Annotated in this window: 2 protein-coding genes; both read right to left on the reverse strand. The window is 36.5% G+C overall.

Features of this window, described 5'->3' with window-relative positions; translation table 11 throughout:
* Nucleotides 1–128: 128 nt before the first annotated feature.
* Nucleotides 129–479: a hypothetical protein gene (locus tag H3V11_RS11700; RefSeq protein ID WP_198225098.1), complete on the reverse strand. Its 351-nt coding sequence runs from the start codon at nucleotides 477–479 to the stop codon at nucleotides 129–131.
* 374 nt (nucleotides 480–853) lie between these two features.
* On the reverse strand, nucleotides 854–1,075 hold the full coding sequence (locus H3V11_RS11705; protein ID WP_198225100.1) for a hypothetical protein: 222 nt from the start codon (nucleotides 1,073–1,075) through the stop codon (nucleotides 854–856).
* Nucleotides 1,076–1,163: the final 88 nt, after the last annotated feature.

Below are 1,163 nucleotides of genomic sequence, written 5' to 3' on the forward strand. Positions count from 1 at the left end.
AGCTTGAAGCCCATCTTTACAAGCTTTCCTTTCTTTAAGCCATTTCTCGGTAACTATGAACTCTTCTTTTTTAGCTTCCATTTTTCAGCCTTTAAATAATAAAGCCAGCGTTTTGGCTGGCTTTTGATTTAATTAGCATGCGTGAAAATATAATCAGTTACTATTTTTTCTGCTCCCAATGACAGATGGCTTAATAGTTCTCTTACTGTCATATCTTTATTGCAGCCCGATCCAATTGCCTTAACTATTTCATTTGTAAGCTTGTCCGCTTCATCAGAATGTTTTGTGCTAAATAATTCACCAAAAGCTTCCGCTGCAATATCTACCAGTTCATCGTCTTCAAGCTTTTCCAGTATTTCTTGTTTCTTTTCTTCGGCTGCGTCACTTGCTCTTTGCAAGGCTTCTTCATACGCTATCAAATCATGGTATCCAATAGGTTCTGGGTTGGTGGTATTTTCATTACTGTAAACTTGTAACATTTTTCTTACTCCTTTGATTTTTATAAGCTCAAAAACTAAAACGCACTCAATTTACTAATTGAATGCGCTGCGATTTTTGGGCTTTACTGGATTGCTTAACCTGTAATTGTGATATCTACAGGTTCCCAAATTGTATTATCACTATAAGGAGTCCAATCATTGCTAACATCTCCCAATTTACTTTCAGAATCAGGGGAGGTTCTAATAACTACTCCTTTACATTCGGAAAGGAACAAGACAACTATTCCGTCTTCAAGGCTTCTGCAGGCTGCCGGATATTGAATTTCTTCTTTACAAGATATGATAACTTCAAATATAACTAACTCCTTTCTAATAATAAAGCCAGCTTTTTTAGCTGGCTTTATTCACATAGTCTAGCATTGATGATTCCTATTAAAATCTGCCTTAAATGTTTTAATAGGAATATTGTTGATATTAGCCCATTCTCGCGCCATGTATACTGCTCCATAATTATCGCCCGGATTGATCAGGATATTAAAAGTAGTACCGGCATTCGATGCACTTAATGCCTTAATCACTTTAGAACGGTAATCATCGCCTGAGACATGACGACCTCCGCATGCAATTACATTCATCTTATTCATAGATCTATTAATTAGATACAGAGGCTTGTCTTTCATTCTGCAGACGGCACGCCGAAGACATAATATGTGTTAAGCAATT

Source organism: Snodgrassella sp. W8158, assembly GCF_016100435.1.
GTDB classification, from domain to species: domain Bacteria; phylum Pseudomonadota; class Gammaproteobacteria; order Burkholderiales; family Neisseriaceae; genus Snodgrassella; species Snodgrassella alvi.

Excerpts from the sequence above, each read along its gene's own strand:
- H3V11_RS11700 (WP_198225098.1), bottom strand. The coding sequence starts at position 479 with ATGTTACAAGTTTACAGTAATGAAAATACCACCAACCCAGAACCTATT.
- H3V11_RS11705 (WP_198225100.1), bottom strand. The coding sequence starts at position 1,075 with ATGAATGTAATTGCATGCGGAGGTCGTCATGTCTCAGGCGATGATTAC.